At 56.6% G+C, this 16,972-nt stretch carries 14 protein-coding genes and 1 tRNA gene; 3 read left to right on the top strand and 12 right to left on the bottom strand.

What is annotated here, in order from left to right; translation table 11 throughout:
* Positions 1 to 136 precede the first annotated feature (136 nt).
* The 8 genes from ABO_RS09450 to infC all read right to left on the bottom strand — a co-directional run bounded on the left by ABO_RS09450 (position 137) and on the right by infC (position 6,128).
* Positions 137 to 213: transfer RNA gene (locus ABO_RS09450), tRNA-Pro, on the bottom strand.
* A 372-nt stretch (positions 214 to 585) separates the two neighbouring features.
* Positions 586 to 945: a MerR family transcriptional regulator gene (locus ABO_RS09455; protein WP_011589116.1), complete on the bottom strand. Its 360-nt coding sequence runs from the start codon at positions 943 to 945 to the stop codon at positions 586 to 588.
* On the bottom strand, positions 926 to 1,228 hold the full coding sequence (gene ihfA / locus ABO_RS09460; protein ID WP_011589117.1) for an integration host factor subunit alpha: 303 nt from the start codon (positions 1,226 to 1,228) through the stop codon (positions 926 to 928). Before ihfA ends, ABO_RS09455 begins: the two co-directional genes overlap by 20 nt.
* A gap of 26 nt (positions 1,229 to 1,254) precedes the next feature.
* The gene (gene pheT / locus ABO_RS09465) at positions 1,255 to 3,654 is read right to left on the bottom strand and encodes a phenylalanine--tRNA ligase subunit beta (protein WP_011589118.1); all 2,400 of its coding nucleotides are present in this window, start codon (positions 3,652 to 3,654) and stop codon (positions 1,255 to 1,257) included.
* A gap of 34 nt (positions 3,655 to 3,688) precedes the next feature.
* Positions 3,689 to 4,708: a phenylalanine--tRNA ligase subunit alpha gene (gene pheS / locus ABO_RS09470; RefSeq protein ID WP_011589119.1), complete on the bottom strand. Its 1,020-nt coding sequence runs from the start codon at positions 4,706 to 4,708 to the stop codon at positions 3,689 to 3,691.
* A 256-nt stretch (positions 4,709 to 4,964) separates the two neighbouring features.
* Positions 4,965 to 5,324, bottom strand: coding sequence for a 50S ribosomal protein L20 (gene rplT, locus ABO_RS09475; RefSeq protein ID WP_007151143.1), 360 nt, complete (start codon positions 5,322 to 5,324; stop codon positions 4,965 to 4,967).
* 25 nt (positions 5,325 to 5,349) lie between these two features.
* Positions 5,350 to 5,544, bottom strand: a complete 195-nt coding sequence (rpmI, locus tag ABO_RS09480; RefSeq protein WP_007149690.1) for a 50S ribosomal protein L35 — start codon at positions 5,542 to 5,544, stop codon at positions 5,350 to 5,352.
* Between the two features lie 38 nt (positions 5,545 to 5,582).
* Positions 5,583 to 6,128 (bottom strand): translation initiation factor IF-3, encoded by a 546-nt coding sequence (gene infC / locus ABO_RS09485; protein WP_035461397.1) that lies wholly within the window; start codon positions 6,126 to 6,128, stop codon positions 5,583 to 5,585.
* A gap of 343 nt (positions 6,129 to 6,471) precedes the next feature.
* On the opposite strand from infC, the gene ABO_RS09490 reads away from it, so the two are divergent.
* From ABO_RS09490 to ABO_RS09500, 3 genes are read left to right on the top strand one after another with little or no spacing between them, the layout of a single operon-like run.
* A complete protein-coding gene (locus tag ABO_RS09490; protein ID WP_011589121.1) occupies positions 6,472 to 6,918 on the top strand; it encodes a MarR family winged helix-turn-helix transcriptional regulator in 447 nt (148 codons plus the stop codon).
* 55 nt (positions 6,919 to 6,973) lie between these two features.
* Positions 6,974 to 8,209 carry an FAD-dependent oxidoreductase gene (locus tag ABO_RS09495; RefSeq protein WP_011589122.1) on the top strand — a complete coding sequence of 412 codons (1,236 nt, stop codon included), beginning with the start codon at positions 6,974 to 6,976 and terminating at the stop codon, positions 8,207 to 8,209.
* Complete coding sequence (locus tag ABO_RS09500) at positions 8,206 to 9,402, top strand: MFS transporter (RefSeq protein ID WP_011589123.1); 1,197 nt, start codon at positions 8,206 to 8,208, stop codon at positions 9,400 to 9,402. The genes ABO_RS09495 and ABO_RS09500 overlap by 4 nt, the downstream gene beginning before the upstream one ends.
* A gap of 285 nt (positions 9,403 to 9,687) precedes the next feature.
* Here the strand turns inward: ABO_RS09500 and ABO_RS09505 are convergent, their stop codons facing one another.
* The 4 genes from ABO_RS09505 to ABO_RS09520 form a co-directional block, all read right to left on the bottom strand.
* The gene (locus ABO_RS09505; RefSeq protein WP_011589124.1) at positions 9,688 to 11,139 is read right to left on the bottom strand and encodes a catalase; all 1,452 of its coding nucleotides are present in this window, start codon (positions 11,137 to 11,139) and stop codon (positions 9,688 to 9,690) included.
* 724 nt (positions 11,140 to 11,863) lie between these two features.
* Positions 11,864 to 12,985, bottom strand: a complete 1,122-nt coding sequence (locus ABO_RS09510; RefSeq protein WP_011589126.1) for an ABC transporter permease — start codon at positions 12,983 to 12,985, stop codon at positions 11,864 to 11,866.
* A 3-nt stretch (positions 12,986 to 12,988) separates the two neighbouring features.
* A complete protein-coding gene (gene rbbA, locus ABO_RS09515; RefSeq protein WP_011589127.1) occupies positions 12,989 to 15,772 on the bottom strand; it encodes a ribosome-associated ATPase/putative transporter RbbA in 2,784 nt (927 codons plus the stop codon).
* Entirely contained in the window at positions 15,769 to 16,875 is a 1,107-nt protein-coding gene (locus ABO_RS09520; protein ID WP_011589128.1) for an HlyD family secretion protein, read from the bottom strand. The genes rbbA and ABO_RS09520 overlap by 4 nt, the downstream gene beginning before the upstream one ends.
* Positions 16,876 to 16,972: the final 97 nt, after the last annotated feature.

Here is a 16,972-nt window from a genome sequence, read left to right on the forward strand (position 1 = left end):
CGTGGAGTAAGACGATTCCTGACTTACATATTTCCAAAATCACGAGATTAATCTTGTAGGGGGTTTTGGTTTTCTACATTCGGCCCAGGCACAAAAAAGCCCGACTGTTTCCAGTCAGGCTTTTTTGTATCTCGATTGGTCGGGACGGGAGGATTCGAACCTCCGACCCCTTGCACCCCATGCAAGTGCGCTACCAGGCTGCGCTACGCCCCGAGATGTGCTTGGTAGGCAGTGCTACCAAAGCGGCGAGCATAATAGCGGATTTGATTGGGGGATGGAACCAGTAACGTACTGGTTGATCAGGGTTTAAGCGATGAAGACACAAGCGCCAAGTTGCAAGCAACAAGTCGGACTCATGCGGCGCCGAGACAGCAACGTCGTATCCGCTCTCCAGCCCGGCTTGTCAGACCGGGCCTGTGAAAAGGGTAGTTCCACCGAAAACTATAGCCGGCTGCCCATTCGCAGCCGAACGACCGCGCCTACGAGGTGAGCGGATTGCGGGGAAGCAGGCATGAAAAAACCCCGGAAGCGAGGCTGCCGGGGCTTCTTGCTTACAGGCAAACACCTGCAAGAGATCTGTCTGGATCAGGAGGCTTTAAGTACGTCTAGAACCTCTTCCATCTCCACAATCATCTGCTTGATGAGTTGATGATACTGTGTGACCTGCTCAGCGTTGGCGCCGCCAGAAAGCTGTTGTCGGGCACCACCGATGGTAAAGCCCTGATCGTACAGTAAGCTGCGGATCTGACGAATCATCAGCACGTCTTGACGCTGATAGTAGCGGCGGTTACCACGGCGCTTTACCGGGTTGAGCTGTGGAAACTCCTGTTCCCAATAGCGCAATACATGCGGCTTGACGTCACATAGGTCACTGACTTCACCAATGGTGAAATATCGCTTCCCTGGAATCGCCGGCAATTCGTCGTTATGACTTGGTTCCAGCATACGCCTCAACCCGTTGTTTTAATTTTTGCCCTGGACGAAAGGTAACAACCCGGCGAGCGGTAATGGGAATCTCTTCACCGGTTTTCGGGTTCCGCCCTGGGCGTTCACTCTTGTCTCTGAGGTCGAAATTGCCAAAGCCTGAGAGCTTCACCGGAATATTATCTTCCAGCGAATGGCGGATTTCTTCAAAAAACATTTCCACCATTTCTTTGGCTTCACGCTTGTTCAAGCCTAATTCTTCGAACAAACGCTCGGCCATATCTGCTTTGGTCAGCGCTCCCATTAATAGCTCCCCTGCCCTTCCTTAATTCAGTCCCTTAAGATGGCGTTAAACTGTTGTTTTAACTGGGATACTACGGCATCCACCAAGTCATTCACCTCTTGATCCTTAAGAGTGCGCGAACGGTCCTGGAAGGTCAAGCCCAAAGCGAGGCTTTTACGATTTTCACCGATGCTATCACCTTGATATATATCGAAAATATTGACCCCGGTGAGACGCTCGTCACAGGTAGAACGCACCGCCGCGATTAGCTCACCTGCGGGGATACTATCCTCTACCACGAAGGCCAGGTCACGGCGCATGCGTGGCTGATCAGACACCGACTGGAAGCTCGGCAGGACACCTTGCTGCAATGGCGCCTGGGCCAGCTCGAAGGCGTACAGCTGACCCGGCAGGTCCAGATCTGCCGCTAGCCGTGGGTGAATCCGCCCCAGATAACCAACGATCTCGCCGTCACGTTTCAGCGCAGCGGTCTGTCCCGGATGCAACGCCGGATGCTCGGCGGGCTCGAAACTGAAGGCATCCGCATCGGACAAGGCCAGCAAGGCTTCCACATCCCCTTTCAGGTCAAAGAAATCTACCGGGCGTTTGCCTTCCCAGTTCTGCGGCTGGGCACTGCCGTAAAGCAGGCCGGCGATCATGGGCGTCTGGGCTAGCCCGCCTTCCACGTCTGCCGCATCGGTAGGGACAAAACGCAGACCGGTCTCGAACAGACGCAGGCGATCAGCCTGGCGGTTCAAATTGTGGCGGGCGGTACTGAACAAGCCGGCCAACAGCGTGGTACGCATGACACCCAGATCCATAGAGATCGGGTTGAGCAATGGCAGCGGTTCTACTCGGGGTTCCACTTTAGCCAATAGGCCTGGCTCTACGAAGGTGTAGGTAATGGCCTCCTGGTAGCCCCGGTCCATCAGGGTGTCGGCTAAACGCCGCAGTGCCACAATATGCTCTGGAACGGTATCACCGGAAGGTGAGCCCGCGGGCACGCGGCTAGGCAGTTTTTCATAGCCGTAAATCCGCGCCAGCTCTTCGATCAAGTCCTGTTCGATGGCCATATCAAAGCGCCAGCTGGGCGCCAGCACGCGCCACTCTTCGCCCTCATCCTTGGCTGAGATGTCCATGCCCAAGCGGCTGAGAATGTCTTCCACTTGTTGAGAGGGAAGGGCCATCCCCAGCAAGCCCTCGATGCGTTCGGCACGCAAGGTGAGCTCAGCCTGTTTGGGCAGCTGCGCTTCGTCCGCCGTTTCAGTGACAGGGCCAGCCTGACCGCCGGCAATTTTCTGGATCAAGGCAGTGGCGTATTCAATGGCATCGTTTTGCAGTTGTGGGTCGACACCCCGCTCGAAGCGGTGAGAAGAATCCGTGTGCAAACCGTAAGAGCGAGCCTTGCCAGCAATAGCCAACGGCGCGAAGAAGGCACACTCTAGGAAGATGTCTTGCGTGTCCGTGGTCACTGATGAGGGCTTGCCCCCCATCACACCGGCCAACGCCAAAGCAGTACTATCATCGGTATCATCGGCGATCACTAGAGTGTCATCGCGCAGGGTCAGCTCCTGGTCGTCCAGAGTGGTGAGCTTTTCCTCAGCCTTGGCCTTACGGACGGTGATGCCACCGTTCAGTTTTGCCAGGTCGAATGCATGTAGCGGCTGCCCCAGCTCTACCAACACATAGTTGGTCACGTCCACAATCGGGTCGATGGTGCGCAGGCCAGCTCGACGCAGGCGCTCTACCATCCACAGTGGAGTGGCGGCATTGACGTCCACTCCTTTAATGACGCGGCCAAGATAACGGGGGCAGCCGGCGCTGTCCGCCAACGTCACAGTCAGGCTGTCGTCGATGACAGGGGCCACTTTGCTAATGGAAGCTTCGGTGAGCGCCGTCTGGTTCATCACCCCTACTTCCCGCGCGATACCACGCAGGCTCAGGCAGTCCGCCCGGTTAGGCGTTAGATCTACCTCGATGACGGTGTCGTCTAGGCTCAGATAGTCACGGAAATCCGTGCCCACCGGCGCATCTTCCGGTAGCTCCATCAAGCCATCAATCAGGTCTTCCAGGCCTAGCTCGGAAGCACCGCACAGCATGCCATTGGATTCCTGGCCACGCAGCTTGGCTTTCTTAATCTTGAAGTCGCCAGGCAGCACTGCACCCACTTGGGCGAAAGGCATTTTCAGGCCGACACGCACATTGGATGCACCGCAAACCACCTGCACCGTGTCGGTACCGTTTGTGACCTGGCAAACACTCAGCTTGTCTGCATCCGGGTGCGGTTCGCAGCTTTCAACCTGCCCAACCACAACACCGGTAAAGGCCGGTGCAGCGGGCTCCACGGCATCCACTTCTAAACCGGCCATGGTCAGTTGTTGTACCAGGGTCTCGGTATCAATGGCCGGGTTAACCCACTCCCGCAACCAGGCTTCGTTAAAACGCATTGTCGAAATTCCTTAAACTTGTTCGCGGGAGGCGTTAGCCAAACTGGGACAAAAAGCGGGTGTCGTTCTCAAAGAACAACCGCAAATCGTTTACGCCATAACGGAGCATGGCGATACGTTCGATGCCCATACCAAACGCAAAACCGCTGTACTCTTCTGCATCAACGCCGCCGGCCTCAAGCACCGTTGGGTGCACCATGCCGCAGCCCATGATTTCGATCCAACCTGTGTGCGAACACACCCGGCAGCCTTCTCCACCACAGCTGACACAGCCCACATCGACTTCGGCGCTTGGCTCGGTAAACGGAAAATAGCTGGGACGGAAACGCACCGGCAGATCTTCCACTTCAAAGGTGTAACGCAGGAATTCCGCCACGGTGCCACGCAGGTCCGCAAAGGTTATGCCCTTGTCTACCAACAGACCTTCCACCTGGTGGAACATGGGGGTATGGGTCAGATCCGAATCACAACGATACACTCGACCCGGGGCGATAATCCGGAACGGGGGCTTGCCTTGCTCCATCACCCGCACCTGTACCGGTGAGGTATGGGTACGCAACAAACGCCCATCACCAAAGTAAAAGGTGTCATGCATGGCCCGGGCCGGGTGATGGCTAGGGATATTCAACGCTTCAAAATTGTGGAAATCGTCTTCCACTTCCGGGCCTTCGGAAATGTCAAAGCCCAAACGCAGGAAGAAATCTTCAATGCGACGGCGCATACGATTTACCGGATGCAACCCACCCGGCAACTCTCCACGCCCCGGCAGGGTGACATCAACGGTTTCACTGGCAAGCTGCTGTTTTAACGCCGCTTCCTCCATTGCACTCTTACGATCGGCAATGGCGTCTTGGACTTTTTGCTTGCCTTCATTGATCACCGCACCCGCCTGCGGGCGCTCCTCAGCGCTCAGCTTACCCAAGCCTTTCATCAGGGCACTGATTTCGCCCTTCTTGCCCAGGTACTTTACCCGCACATCATCCAAGGCCCGAATGTCGCCAGCCTGTTCGACCTCTGCCAGAGCAGCGTCGACCAGGGCATTGAGATTTTCCATTTAAGACTCCGCAGTCTTTAAATCAGAAGAAAATTGAAAGTTGCAAAGCGCGATTCCAGAAAGATACGACCCGACACGGCTAAAGCCGCGCCCCAGTAAAGCGTGGGGAAAAGCCACTCGATTGGCATTAAAACCCAACCGCGTTTCAACTTTATACTTTCAACTTTCAACTGGTCTTTTTTCAAACAAAAACGGGGGAAGAGCGCGAACTCTTCCCCCGTTGAGTATGCTGTTCAGTCTAAGACCGAACAGTAAATCAGGCGGTGAGACTCGCTTTGGCTTTTTCGGCCAAAGCGCTAAAGGTTGCCTGATCGCGGACAGCGATGTCCGCCAGTACTTTACGGTCGATGTCGATGGACGCTTTTTTCAGTCCATTGATCAGACGGCTGTAAGACAGACCGTTCAAACGCGCAGCCGCGTTGATACGCACAATCCACAGACGACGGAATTGACGCTTACGAACCTTACGGTCGCGGTAAGCATACTGACCGGCTTTGGTAACGGCTTGTACCGCTACGCGGAATACACGACTGCGGGCACCGTAGTAGCCTTTAGCCTGCTTGAGAATTTTCTTGTGCCGACGGCGCGCCTGCACACCACGTTTTACTCGTGCCATTGTTTAGTCTCCAGATCCGTAAAAGTTATGCGTAGGGCATCATGCGTTTAACAAGAGCCACATCATTCTCGTGGACTTCCTGCTTCGGACGCAGTTTACGAATAGTCTTGGAAGACTTTTTGGTCAGAATGTGGTTTTTGAATGCCTGCTTGCGCTTGAAACCGGAGGCGGTTTTTTTGAAACGCTTGGCAGCCCCACGGTTTGTCTTGATTTTAGGCATGGTACCTTCTCAAGTTGATGAATTAATTAAACAGTCCGTTATGACTGCTTCTTCTTTTTGCCCGGGCCGAGCACCATGATCATCTGGCGCCCTTCCATGTTCGGACGTTGCTCAACAGAACCGTATTCTTCCAAGTCCTTCTCGATACGAGCAAGAAGTTCCCGGCCCAGTTCCTGGTGAGCCATCTCACGACCGCGAAAGCGGACGGTGATTTTTGCTTTGTCGCCGGCCTCAAGGAAACGAATGAGGTTACGCAGTTTCACATCGTAGTCACCGATATCGGTGCCGGGACGGAATTTGATTTCCTTGACCTGAGTCTGACGCTGCTTTTTGCGCCCCTCTTTGGCCTTTTGTTTAGCCTCGAACAGATGTTTGCCGTAATCCATAATTCGGCAAACCGGTGGTTCTGCACCAGGGGAGATTTCCACCAGATCCAGCTGTTTAGAAGTGGCCTTTTCCAAGGCGTCCTGCAGGCTGACGATACCGACCTGCTCACCATCCACATCGATCAACCGAACTTCGGTTGCCTGGATTTGCTGATTTGTATTGGCGCGCTGCTCGCGGCCTTTGCCTCCACGCTTAATGTCGTGAACCTCCAATCTGTTGTCGAAAACGAGGCGAGTAGCCTCACCGCCTCAGTAAATAGGCGCGCATTGTATGCCACCACAACGGGCACAACAACCCCGACCCTTACTCTGGCCGACGTACGCAACTAGCTGAAACGGAATGAGTTCTACCTGAAAGCCTAATCGAAGCACGGCCTACCCTTTCGAAGACTGGCCCCAACTCCCAGGAAGGATGGGTATTTTAAGCAAATCCGGTTACTTTTCAAGCATCACATCCATATTTACTTACGCGTGATGTTGCACTGTGCCGATTCCATTAATATAGTTGCCAGTAACAACATAAACGTTTAGACAATTATCTATGTCCTCCAGTACAGATCGTGCCGAACAGCTGTATGAAGCCGTCAATCAGTTGATACGGGTTCACCAGTTCCGCGATCGCGATTACATTTGTTCCCACGACGTATCCGTGGCTCAGTGCTATGCGCTCGAAACCCTAGTAAAGCGTGGCCCTTTACGGCTGCAGGCCCTGGCTTCGGAGATGTATCTGGACAAAAGCACGACCAGCAGAGTCGTCGACTCCCTGTTGCGCAAGGCATATGTGCTGAAAACCCCGGATCCGTCAGATCAACGCGCGGTGCAACTTTCGCTGACGCCTGAGGGCAAAAAACTGTATCAGACGATCCGCCAGGATTTGGTAGCTGAAGAAGCCTCAATGATAAAGAACCTGCCGCCGGAAGTGGTCGATGGCGCCCTGGCCTTGATCCGCCAGCTGACCGCTGCGGCCCGCGCTCGCCTAGGCTCATAGCGGCATTTTTTAACCATTTTGTTGTTAGTACCAACAGATTAAGAAGGATGACAGTATGCACAAAACACTCGCCACTCTCCCGGTCGCCGTTATCGGCGCAGGCCCGATTGGCCTCAGCGCCGCCGTTCATCTGCTTAATCGCGGCTACACACCCATCATCTTTGAGGCGGGCACGCAGGCCGGCGCCCATCTTGCTCGCTGGGGACATGTCCGCATGTTTTCACCCTGGTCGTACAACATCGACCCTGCCGCCGTTGAGCTGCTGAACCAAGGTAACTGGACGGAACCCTCGCTAGCGAAGTTTCCCACCGGGAAAGAGCTCCTAGAGCATTATGTATTGCCGCTAGCCAACCACCCCAAAATCGCCTCGCACCTGCACCTTAACAACCGGGTTCTCCATGTGAGTCGATGCAACCATGATGTATTACGCACAAAAGGACGGGACGACACCCCTTTTGTGCTCCGCATAGCAGGACCTGATGGAGAGCACGACGTCACCGCTCAAGCGGTAATCGACGCCTCAGGCACCTACCAAACGCCCAACTGGCTTGGCGCCCATGGCATTCCTGCATTAGGAGAAAATGCTGCGTCCAACGCCATTCGCTACGGCGTTCCTGATGTCCTTGGCGTTGACCGTGCACACTACACCGACAAATCGGTACTTGTGGTTGGCGGCGGTCACTCGGCTTTTAATGCCTTACAAGACCTGGTTCGACTTTCAGAACAAAGCGCCGGCATGCAAGTGCATTGGGCTGTTCGCAGCGAATCCGTCACTAACGTAGTTCGCTCGCCTGCTAATGATGAACTCCAAGAGCGCAGAGCATTGGAGGTGCATATACAAGCGTTACTCGAGCAAGACCGAATACACGTTCATACCGGCATTGAGGTCGACACCATTAGCCAAGACGGGAACCGCCTTATCGTACACAGTAATGGCAAGTCACTTCCTCCTGTTGACCGCATCATTGCGGCAACCGGCTTCCGTCCTGACCTCAGTGTGTTATCCGAGCTTCGCACCACCATCGATCCGGCCACACAAAGCCCCACCAGGCTAGCGCCTTTGATCGACCCAAACATGCACAGCTGTGGCTCCGTACCTGAGCATGGCGCAGCCGAACTGTCTCACCCTGAATCGAATCTCTATATCGTTGGCATAAAAAGCTACGGTCGGGCTCCCACTTTTTTGCTTCGCACCGGTTATAAGCAGGTTTTATCGGTGATCTCCGCGCTGGACAGCGAAGAGGAGCCAACTCCAGTTCAACCCTGCGCGGCACCCACGTGCCCGGGATGAATGTGCAGCCCGCTAAATATGGCTTTGTTGCCGCTTTGGGCCTTTCGCAACTGGTATCTTGGGGCGTGCTGTATTACAGCTTCCCCTTGATAGCAGAGGCGATGATTAACGACACAGGAATAAGCCGCAGTTCGATTTACGGTGCGGCCACTGCCGGCTTACTTCTCGCGGCAGCCATGGCTTATCCGGTTGGCACCCTGGTCGATCGTGGGCATGGCCGCAAGATTATGGTGGGGGCAACCTTCGCCGCATCACTAACCACGCTATTATGGTCCTATGCCGCAACGGCGCCCGCCTTTTATGCAGCCATCATTACGCTGGCTGGGCTTCAAGCCACATTGTTGTATGAGCCCGCTTTTGCTGTGGTGGTTCGTCAATTGAACATTCAGCAGGCACGCTCAGCCATTACCGCGATAACCCTTTGGGCAGGCTTTTCCAGCACCCTGTTCGTACCCTTGGTGCAGTCCATGCTGGATGCATTAGGCTGGCGCGGCACCTTGCTGTCTCTTGCCGCCATTAACCTGGCCATCGCCGCACCACTTTATTACTGGGCCATTCCGCCAGCCACAACAGCACGCAACGTCACACCACCCAAAACCGTCGCCGCAAATCAACCGTCCCTTTCCCCCATCTTGCGGCAGCCAACATTTTATCTTTTAAGCGCATCATTCTGTGCTTACATGGCCCTGTTTTCAGGTTTCACGTATCACCTCTACCCCCTGCTGGTCGCGCGCTCTGATGACACCCAATCCGTGGTCCTGGCCATAGCGCTCATTGGTCCTGCCCAAGTCGGTGCAAGGGTACTGATACTACTTTTCAAAAAGATCACGATAAGACAACTGGGCCTGCTCACCGGTATCACCTTCCCCGTTGCCATTGTGCTGCTGAAAGCTCCGCCGAGCACACTAACGCTGGTTGCGCTGTGTCTACTCTACGGTGGCGCCAATGGCATCTTCACCATCGTTCGCGCAATGGCCGTTCCCGAGCTACTGTCCCGCCACCATTACGGGAGAATTAACGGCATCATGCTGATTCCCATGTCGCTGGCACGGGCCGTTGCACCTTGGGCAATTGCAGGCTACTGGACACATACGGGGAGCGCACAAGGAGCTATCAATTTGATACTCGGATTGGCACTGCTAGTGCCGGTGTTATTTGGCTTGGCGATCAACACCCGCCGTCGGAACTGTTAGCTATAAACCGTAACAAACCAACAGAAATGTAGAGAGAAGGAAGAGCTCTATCTGCCCTTTAGCAATTGGGCGCTAGACCGAACCTTCAGTGATGCGGCGCCGAGCATAAACGCCAACGATAACCTGTGTATTTCTTTGGATTAGGGCCAATCAGTAACTGAACGCCTTGTAGCACCTGAGACAACCATTGACGGCTGCCTCAGGCTGACGAAAGGCCTGCTAGCGGGGGTTTAAAACGTCTTCGCAGAAACCTAAACGTCGACCACCCTGCGGTTCATGCAGCCACTAGCCTTTAAGACCTTTGGCAATACGATCACCCAGCGTTTTATCAACATTGCACCAATACTCAATCGCGCGTTGCAGAACCCTCTCGGATACACCCGCAGACAGGTGACCAACAATGTTATCTACAAGGCGATCACGCTCTTCGTCGTTAAGTACCTCGCGTACTAAGGCTCCCGCCTGACCGAAGTCATCGTCGTCTTTGCGCAACGTGTACGCTTGGCGAACCATGTCGCCATCGGCATACCACTGCGTACCATCCTGGCCCCGTTGCGGATCAGCTTCTGGCCCACCGTAGGAGTTCGGCGCATAAACCGGATCGGAAACATTTTCGGTACGCCCCACTCCGTCCTTGCTGTAGCTGTTCACCGGACACTTTGGCTTGTTGACAGGAATCTGCTTGTAGTTCACCCCCAGCCGGTGACGGTGAGCGTCCGCGTATGAGAAGCCACGAGCTAGCAACATTTTGTCGGGGGACAAACCGATGCCGGACACGAGGTTGTTAGGTTCAAATGCGGCTTGCTCCACCTCGGTGTGAAAATCAGTCGGGTTGCGGTTCAACGTCAGTTTGCCGACTTCCATTAAGGGGTAGTCACTGTGCGGCCACACCTTAGTCAAATCGAAAGGGTTTAACCGATAGGTCTTGGCATCCTCAAACGGCATGATCTGCATGTGCAGAGTCCAGCTTGGGTAATCGCCGTTTTTGATGGAGTCAAACAGATCACGGCGGTGATAGTCGCCATCTTTACCGGCCATGCTGTCGGCTTCATCTTGGGTCATGCATTCAATACCCTGATCGGTCTTGAAGTGGTATTTAACCCAAAACTTCTCATCCTTGGCGTTGATCCACATATAGGTATGACTGGAATAGCCATTCATGTGACGCCACGTCTTGGGTATACCGCGATCGCCCATCAACCAAGTCACCTGGTGCGCCGACTCAGGCGAAAGCGTCCAGAAATCCCATTGCATATCGTGGTCGCGTAGGCCGTTGTCGGCGCGACGTTTCTGCGAGCGGATAAAGTGCTGGAATTTCATTGGGTCCCGCACGAAGAAAACCGGCGTGTTATTACCCACCATGTCATAGTTGCCTTCACTGGTGTAAAACTTCAGCGAAAAGCCTCGTGGGTCACGCCAAGTATCTGGGCTGCCGCGCTCACCGGCTACCGTAGAAAATCGAATCAGAGTGTCCGTCTTGGTGCCGGGCTGAAATACTGCAGCTTTAGTGTATGCACTTACATCCTTGGTCACCTCGAAGTGGCCAAACGCACCGCCGCCCTTCGCATGGGGTTGGCGCTCTACGATACGCTCGCGATTGAAATTCGCCATTTGCTCAATCAAATAGTGATCGTGAAGGACAATCGGCCCGTCCGCTCCTATTGTGAGGGAGTGTTCATCACTGGCTACTGGGATGCCACCATCTGTTGTGGTGGGTTTCGCTGGTTTATCGCTCATGTGTTACTCCTGTATCGCTCATAGACCCCCAATGAACATTAAGAGTCTATCGCTGAGTAGTAATATTACGGCGCGTATTTCGGTATCGCACAGAGTGCGAGACCCATGAAAACACCATGATTAGAACATGCTTAAAAATTGTTCGCCCCCTTAACCGTGTACTGCAACAAAAACGATCCAAAAGGTCGATCCAAGTAGTACTCCCAAAACAACAACAACGCATTAAACCAATGGCCAGTTTTACTCGCTTTTACGAAACGTAATCGGCGGCCAAACAGAGACAAAAAAGCCCATGAGAAAATGGGCCTTTCTGTAAAATAATTCACCACAAACAATTGAACCAGAAAGAGAAACTGGGCGACGGCGCATCATCCAAGCGCACTTTCCCAACTCATCCAATTCGTTTCGAGGCATGAATTCGAGAAGCAAGCATTCAGGTATTAGCGTAATACTCTAAGCCACACCCTAAAGTCGCACTGAGAGGTTGAGGGCTCCGAATTCGTCGACCTCATTCTGGGCCTTGAACTCGCGGGTACGCGGGACGTGGTTATCGCTCAGGCGCACGTTCTACCAGGTCAAGGTAACGCCGAACGCGCCGGCTCGTTCTTGCGTTGGCTATTCCAGCCACGCGGCTCCTAAGAACCTGACATTTAGTGAATAATTTTCTGGGCCTGTTCGGCCAGCGAGGGCGTCCTGACCTTTTGTCCCTGTCTTTTTTGTATGCTCAAGCCATGGTGCTGATGGTGCGACGGAACCGGGCGAGCGCGAAGCCGAACAAGGCCGACCCAATCACGGCGATGGCGAGGAACTGCGGCCAGACCGCCGTGAAGCCCGCGCCGCGGTACAGAATCGCCTGGGCCAGCATCACGAAATGGGTATTGGGCGCGGCGAGCATGATGTACTGGACAGCCTCCGGCATGCTCTCGCGCGGTGTCGAGCCACCGGAGAGCATTTGCAACGGCAGCAGCACCAGCATGAGTAGCAAGGCGAACTGCGGCATGGAGCGGGCGACGGTGCCGAGGAAGATGCCCATCGAGGTGGTTGCGAAAAGATGCAGCGCCGCCCCGGCCAGAAATAGCGTAAGCGAGCCTTCGATCGGCACAGACAGCCAGCCCTGCACGACGACAGTAAGCGCGAAGGCGGTGGCGGCCAGGACCACCAGCCCCATCGCCCACACCTTGCTCGTCATAATCTCGAAAGGGGTGACCGGCATGACCAACAGATGCTCGACCGTGCCATGCTCGCGCTCGCGGATCAGCGCCGCGCCCGTGAGGACGATGGAGAGCATGGTCACGTTGTTGATGACCTGCATGATGGCGCCAAACCACGACTTGTTGAGCTGGGGATTGAAGCGCGCCCGCAGCGCCAGATCGACCGGTAACTCCGGAACCTCGCGGTAGCGCTGCGCGAAGGCCCGCACCTCGTCGCTCACAATGCTATGAATATAGCCGCTGCCGTTGAAAGCCTGGCTCATGCGCGTGGCATCGACGTTGAGTTGGATCGTTGGCCTGCGCCCCGCCAGCAGGTCGCGCTGGAAGTCGGGAGGGATGTCGAGGGCAAAGGTGTCGATGCCGGCATCCATGCGGGCATCCATCTCGGCCTGGTCGATCACGTCGGGGGGAACAAAGTACGGCGGGTAAAAGGCGCTGACGATGCGCCATGACACTGGAGAGCGATCCTCATTCACAATCGCGATCGGGGCCTTGTTGAAGGTCTCCGGCATGGCCGTGGCCGCCGTGTAGACCGAAATGGTGAAGGCGTAGACGATAAGCACAAGCATGATCGGGTCGCGGACGAGGCTGCGTAACTCTTTGACCCCAAGGTGGAGAATATTGGCAAGGCGCATGGGCTACCGCTCCTGCTTCTTGAGCAGCGCGGCGGACAGCACGGTCAGGACCGGCACGGCCAGCGCCAACGGGATGAAAGCGGCATGTAAATCGGAGAAATTGAGGGCCTTCGAGAAGGTGCCGCGCGCAATCATCAAGAAATGCGTGGTCGGATAGACCTCGCCAATCAGCCGGCCCATTCCTTCCAAGGACGACACCGGATCGATCATGCCCGAGAAGTTCGCTGCAGGCAGGATAGTGAGCACCGCCGTGCCGAAGATCGCCGCGATCTGGCTGCGCATGAAGGTAGAGATAAGGAGCCCCAAGGCCGTCGCGGTGCCGACATAGAGCAACGCACCCACTGCCAACGTCAGGAAGCTACCTTTCAGCGGCACGCCGAAGATGCTCACCGCGAGCAGCGTGAGCAGCAGGAAGCTCAGGAAGCTCAGCACGACATAGGGCAACTGCTTGCCGAGCAGGAATTCAAGCCGCGTCGTCGGCGTGACATAGAAATTGGTGATGGAACCGAGCTCCTTTTCCCGCACCACACTGAGCGCCGCGAGCATAGCCGGGATCAGCATAAGCAGCAGCGGGATCACCGCCGGCACCATCGCCACCAGGCTCTTGACGTCCGGGTTATAGCGAAACCGGGTCTCGATATTAACAAGTCCCGCCAAAGCCTCGCCGTAGCCGGCCTCACGCGCCTTGGTCGCCAGCCAGTGGGCATGAATCCCCTGCACATAGCCGCGAACGGTCTCTCCCCGTGCCGGCATGGCGCCGTCAATCCAGGCGCCGATTTCGACCCGCCGGCCCCGGGCGATGTCACGCGCGAAACCCGGCGGGATCTCGACCGCCAGACTAAGGTCGCCTTCGCGCATCCGCCGGTCGAGATCGGCATCATCGGTAATCGGCGCCCGCTCGACGAAGTACCGGGAGCCGGCGAGGTTAAGCGTATAATCGCGGCTGACGGTGGTCTGGTCGCGGTCCAGTACCGCGAAGGTGAGATCCTCGACATCAAGGCTGATCCCATAGCCCATCACGAACATCAGGATGACGCTACCGACCAGCGCCAACGTTAGCCGGATGGGATCGCGGCGCAACTCCAGCCCTTCGCGCCACGCATAGCTGAGCATGCGCCGGGGGTCAAACCGGCGTCGCCAGCCCTGTAGTTCGACATGGCCTGCTGACGCATCAACCAAACCGAGCGAAGCTATCCCTTCTGGTTGTCTCTCGGCCTCCTGCAACGCCTCCTCCAGATGCCCCACGAACGCCTCTTCCAGAGTCTCCACGCCCCGCTGGCTGATCAGAGCAGCAGGCGTATCGGTCACCAGCACCCGGCCGGCGTGCATCAGCGAAATGCGGTCGCAACGCTCGGCCTCATTCATGAAATGAGTGGAGATGAAGATAGTCACTCCATCCCGACGCGACAGCTCAGCCAGCATGCGCCAGAAAGCGTCGCGTGCAACCGGGTCGACACCCGAGGTGGGCTCGTCGAGGATCAGCATCTCGGGCTTGTGGATCATGGCCACCGCCAGCGACAGGCGCTGTCGGAGCCCGAGGGGCAGTCGGCCCGGCAAACTGTCCACCACGGTGACCAGATCAAAGCGCTCGATCATCTCCTCCACACGCTGCGGAATCTCGGCGGCGGGCACCTGGAACAACCGGGCGTGCAGTTCCAGGTTCTGCCGCACCGTCAGTTCGGTGTAGAGCGAAAAAAACTGTGACATATAGCCGACGCGACGACGGGTGGCGAGGTCGTGCGGGTCCACCTCCTGCCCGAACAGCCAGGCGCGGCCTTCACTCGGCGGCAGCAGGCCGGTCAACATCTTCATGGTAGTGGTCTTGCCGCAGCCGTTAGAGCCAAGGAAACCGAAGATCTCGCCCCTTGGGACTCTCAGGTTCACACGGTCTACGGCAGTGAAATCGCCGAAACGCATGGTCAGATCCTGCGCCTCGATCGCGGTATCGACAGCCTCTTCCGACCGCGATGGAATCTCAACCGCCCGATAATCCCGGCGCTTGTCTTCCGGCAGCAGCCGGATGAAGGCCGCTTCCAGCGAATCCATTCCTGTACGCTGTAATAAACCTTCGGGGCTGTCACAAGCCAGCACCCGCCCACCGTCCATCGCCGCCAACCAATCAAAGCGTGCCGCCTCCTCAATATAGGCCGTGGCCACCAGCACGCTCATACCGGCTCGGGAAGAACGAATCTCGGAGATCAATTCCCAGAACTGGCGTCGTGACAGAGGATCCACCCCAGTGGTCGGCTCGTCGAGGATCAGGAGGTCCGGATCATGGATCAGCGCGCAGCAGAGTCCGAGCTTCTGCTTCATCCCGCCGGATAGCTTGCCCGCCGCCCGATCGAGAAACGGCTTGAGTCCGGTGGCCTCGGTCAGCGCTTCGATGCGACGCGCCCGTTCGCCGCCGTCGTGCCCGAACAGGCGTCCGAAGAAGTCGAGGTTCTCGCGCACAGACAACGTCGGATAAAGGTTCCGCCCGAGCCCCTGCGGCATATACGCAACGCGCGGACCAACGCTACGGCGGTGGCGCGCATTGGCCATATCGCCGCCGAGCACCTCGACCTCACCCTCCTGAATCACGCGGGCACCCGCGATCAGCGCCAGCAGACTCGACTTGCCGACCCCGTCCGGGCCAATCAGCCCGGCCATACAGCCGGCCGGGATCTCAAGGCTAACGGAATCGAGCGCGTGGACCTCCCTGTAGCGCAAGGTCAGGTTCCTCAAGCGGGCGACCGGCATGGCGGCCAACTCGCTGTTATTGGACGTTTGGCTCGTATCCCGTTTCATTGTGGCAGCTTGAGTTGCAGTTCAGGAGGCCAGCTTGCCTGCGGGTCGAGGCGCACATAGACCATGCCGGGGAGGCCGGTCTTGACCTGGTGGAGGTGCTTCCTAAGCAGATCAGGGTCGATCCGCGCCTTGATGCGAAACATTAGCTTCTGGCGTTCTTCTTCCGTCTCCACCATCTTGGGCGTGAATTGTGCGACATCCGCGACGAACGAGATTTGGGCCGGTATCACGTACTGCGGAGCGGCGTCGAGCACGAGCCGCGCTTCGGTTCCCAACGCGACGCGCCCGGCTTGTTCTGTCGGCAGAAAGAAGGTCATGTAGACATCGGCGAGATCAACCATATTCAGCACGACGCCACCCGGAGAGAACACCTCGCCGGGCTGAGCGACGCGGTACTGGACACGACCGTCGCGCGGCGACTTCAGAACGCTGTCATCAAGGTCAGCCTGGATGCGCTGGATGGTGGCCCGCGCCGCTTCCACCGACGCCTGCGCCCCAATAACATCCGACTTGGCTCGTCCTATGGCCGCTTGGGCGGCGGCCGCCTGCGCTTCCGCGGCGCCGACTGCGGCTTTCGCCGCCTGGAAGGCGGCACGATCGTCATCCCGCATGGACAGGGCCGCGGCCCCTTTCAAAGCCAACTCTTCTGTACGGTCAAGGCGCTTCTTCGCAGCATCGAGTTCGGCCTTCCTCTGAGCAATGAACGCCTCGGCCGCTTGCTTCTCGGCTTCTCGCTGGGTCACCTGGCTTTGCGCAGTCTCTATGCCGATAAGCGCGCGCCGCAACTGCGCCTGGGCCTCGCGCAGTTGTGCCTCCAAAACGACCGAATCCATTTTCGCCAGCACCTGCCCGGCGCGGACAAAGTCGCCTTCGTTAGCCAGGATCTCCTTGACCCGGCCCGCAGTCTTGGCCGCGACGTCGATCTCAACGGCCTCGATTCGGCCGTTGCCAGCAGCAAAGCCTTCTGGCAAACCCTTTGGTTGAACAAACCACCACGCCCAAGCGCCTAGGCCGACGACAATCGCGGCGACGACGACCCGAGCAATGTTCACCCTTACGAGCCGCTTCAATGTCAGTTTTTGACCCGAATTTCTGTCCATCATAAAAATTCCTGCTGCTCTTGTGGAACATCGGCGGAACTCGGCATCGATCAGCCAGCACAGATAAGGCAAAGCAACTTGACGCTATACGGGTATAACA

The organism is Alcanivorax borkumensis SK2, from assembly GCF_000009365.1.
Lineage (GTDB): Bacteria > Pseudomonadota > Gammaproteobacteria > Pseudomonadales > Alcanivoracaceae > Alcanivorax > Alcanivorax borkumensis.